Source organism: Roseateles sp. P5_B10, from assembly GCF_056400485.1.
The window spans coordinates 1-2,792 of record NZ_JBFULE010000692.1; the positions used below are offsets into that span (position 1 = coordinate 1).

General features: G+C 66.2%; 3 protein-coding genes. All 3 read right to left on the bottom strand.

All coding sequences use genetic code 11. The features are described from left to right. A partial coding sequence (gene malF, locus AC1DU6_RS26070; RefSeq protein ID WP_477860671.1) for a maltose ABC transporter permease MalF occupies positions 1–1,400 on the bottom strand: 1,400 nt, incomplete at its 3' end. A 5-nt stretch (positions 1,401–1,405) separates the two neighbouring features. Further along, a complete protein-coding gene (gene malE, locus AC1DU6_RS26075; RefSeq protein ID WP_457324995.1) occupies positions 1,406–2,575 on the bottom strand; it encodes a maltose/maltodextrin ABC transporter substrate-binding protein MalE in 1,170 nt (389 codons plus the stop codon). Next, positions 2,572–2,792 (bottom strand): hypothetical protein (locus tag AC1DU6_RS26080; protein ID WP_477860672.1); only part of this gene is annotated, 221 nt, incomplete at its 5' end. The genes malE and AC1DU6_RS26080, both read right to left, overlap by 4 nt.

Here is a 2,792-nt window from a genome sequence, read left to right on the forward strand (position 1 = left end):
GTGGACAGGAAGTCCGGCCGGCCGTCGGTCAGCAGCGCGATCAGCACGAAGTTGTTGAAGTTGAASGCGAAGGCRCTGACCAGCAGCGGCGCCAGCGGCTTGATGATCAGCGGCGCRGTGATCTTGAGGAAGTTGGTCGCGGGGCTGGCGCCGGCCAGSGCCGAGGCTTCGTACAGGTCSGCSGGRATCGCCTTCAGCAGCCCRGAGCACAGGATCATGATGTAGGGRTARCCCAGCCACACGTTGACGATCAGCAGCATGGTCTTGGCCAGCAGCGGGTCGGCAAACCAGGCCGGCTTGACGCCGATCAGTGCGTTCAGGATGGCATTGATCTCGCCGAAGTTCTGGTTGAACAGGCCCTTGAAGACGAGGATGGAAATGAAGCCCGGCACCGCATACGGCAGGAAGAGCAGGGTGCGGTAGGTGGTGCGGTACTTCATGCCCTCCCAGTTCAGCAGCACGGCGAAGAGCATGCCGATGGCGGTTGAGAAGACGACGGTCAGCGCAGAGAAGATGACCGTCCAGCTGAAGATGGACAGGAAGGGGCCGCGGAACTCGGCGTCGAACAGCATGCGCGTGTAGTTCGCCATGCCGATGAAGGCCTTGAAGCCGGGCTGCAGGGTTTCGCCCGCCGCCGTCTGGAAGAAACCGGTGTCGCGGTTGGCCTTGAACACGGCGCCGTCGGCGGCGCGTGTCAGGCTGCCGTCGGCATTCGTCGTCCACATCGGCTTGACGGGGCCGAACTCKCGCAGGCCGAGGTAATGCAGCTCGGTCTTGTCGGGCGCAACGAGCACGAGCTTGGCCAGCGCGTCGCGGTGCTTGATCAGCTCGGGCAAGGGCAGGGCGGCGCCTGTCGGTGCGGACGTGGMGTCCGCCGCGGCCAGGTCCACGCGGAGGTCCTTGCCCGCGCGCAGCGCCAGCGGTGGCGACATCCACTGCGGGTTGGCTTCGCCTTCGGTTTTCAGCACGAGGCGGAATTCGGCGCCGCTGGCATGCAGGCTGTAGTTCAGCACCCGGTCTTCCACCGCGTCATGCTGCTCCAGCAGGTACTCGCGCACGCGGCTTTCGCTGAGCAGGTGGATGCTGGAGTAGTTCGTCAGGCCGATCTGCGCCGTGTAGACGAGCGGGAAGGCGATGAAGACCAGCATGCCGGCCACGCCGGGGAAGAGGTAGCGCCAGGCGAAGCCGCCGCGGCTGAGGTAGACGTAGAAGCCGGCGGTGAACAGCACGAGCAGACCGATGGCCCAGGCGGCCTGGCCGGTCGTGTAAATCAGGAAGACGAGATACAGCGCGGCGACCATGCCGAGGATGGCGAGCGGCCAGTGCAGCCACTTGGACAGCTTCTCGGTCAGCGAGGGCGGCAGCGTCGTGTAGGCGCCTTGGCCGAGGGATGAGGACAAGGCGTTCATTTGTTCAGCAGCATCCGTGCGGCGGCGCCGTCGAGCGCGTCCTTCGGTGATTGCAGTCCGTTGGTGATGGCTTCGAGCGCCGCGTCCATCGCGGTCCAGAAGCGGCCGACCTCGGGGATGTTGGGGATGGGCGCGCCGTTGCGCGCATTGGTCATGCTGGCTGCGATCAGCGGGTTGACTGACAGCTCGGCGTAGAAGGCCTTGTTGGCCGGCACGCCGATGGGCACGTCGGCATCCAGCACCTTCAGCGCTTCGGGGCGCATCAGGTGGTTCTCGATGAACTCCTTGGCGATGTCCTTGTTCTTGCTGGGCGCCGAGATCATGCAGCCCAGCACGCCGACAAAGCTCTTGCTCGGCTTGCCGGCAATGACGGCCGGAATGGGTGCCACGCCGATGTCGATCTTGGCGCGCCTGGCGTTGTCCCAGGCCCAGGGGCCGGAGATCATCATGGCCACCTCGCCACGGGCAAAGGCGGACTCCATCTCGGAGTAGCGCGCGCCCTTGGGCATGTGGCCGCCCTTGATGAGGCGCTCGATCATCTGGGCACCAGCCAGGGCGCCTTCGTTGTTGACGTCCACCTTCTTGGGATCGAAATCACCCTGGGTATCACGGCCGAAGATGACGCCACCCGCGCCGGCAATCATGGGCCAGCTGAAGAAGCTCTTGTTGTAGTCCCACAGCACGGCGTGCTTGCCGCTGGCCTGAAGCTTCTTGTCCAGCGCGATCAGTTCGTCCCAGGTCGCGGGCGGCGTGGGCACCAGGGCCTTGTTGTAGATCAGGCCCGTCGTCTCGATGGCGATGGGGTAGCCCCAGATGCGGCCGCGGTAGCTCAGCGCCGCCCAGGCCTGGTCTTCGGACTCGGCCTTCAGCCGCGCCGACGGACGCAGCGACGTCAGCAAGCCCGCCTTGGCCCATTCGCCGACACGGTCGTGGGGCCAGCAGAAGATGTCCGGGCCCTTGCCAGCACCGGCGGCCTGCTGGAACTTGTCGGTCGCATCGACCGGGTGCTCGACGACGACCTTGACGCCCGAGGCCTTCTCGAAGGCATCGCCGACCTTCTGCAGGCCGTTGTAGGCCTTGTCGCCATTGATCCAGACCAGGAGCTTGGGCGATGCGGCCAGCGCCGGCGCGGCCGCTAGCGCCGCCACCAAGGGCAGCCACTTCATGCCGCCAACTCCGGTGCGGCCAGGCGGCGCAAGGCGAGGCCGTCGCCGTTGAACACGTAGAGCGCCTCGGCCGGCAGATGCAGGTCCAGATCCTGGCCGCTGCGCAGGCGATCGCAGCCGTTGCGACCTTCGAACTGGCAGGTCAGTGGCTCCTCGAGGCCGGGGTAGGGGCAGTAGGCGAAGGTGATGCCGCCCAGCGACTCGACGAAGGCCACCG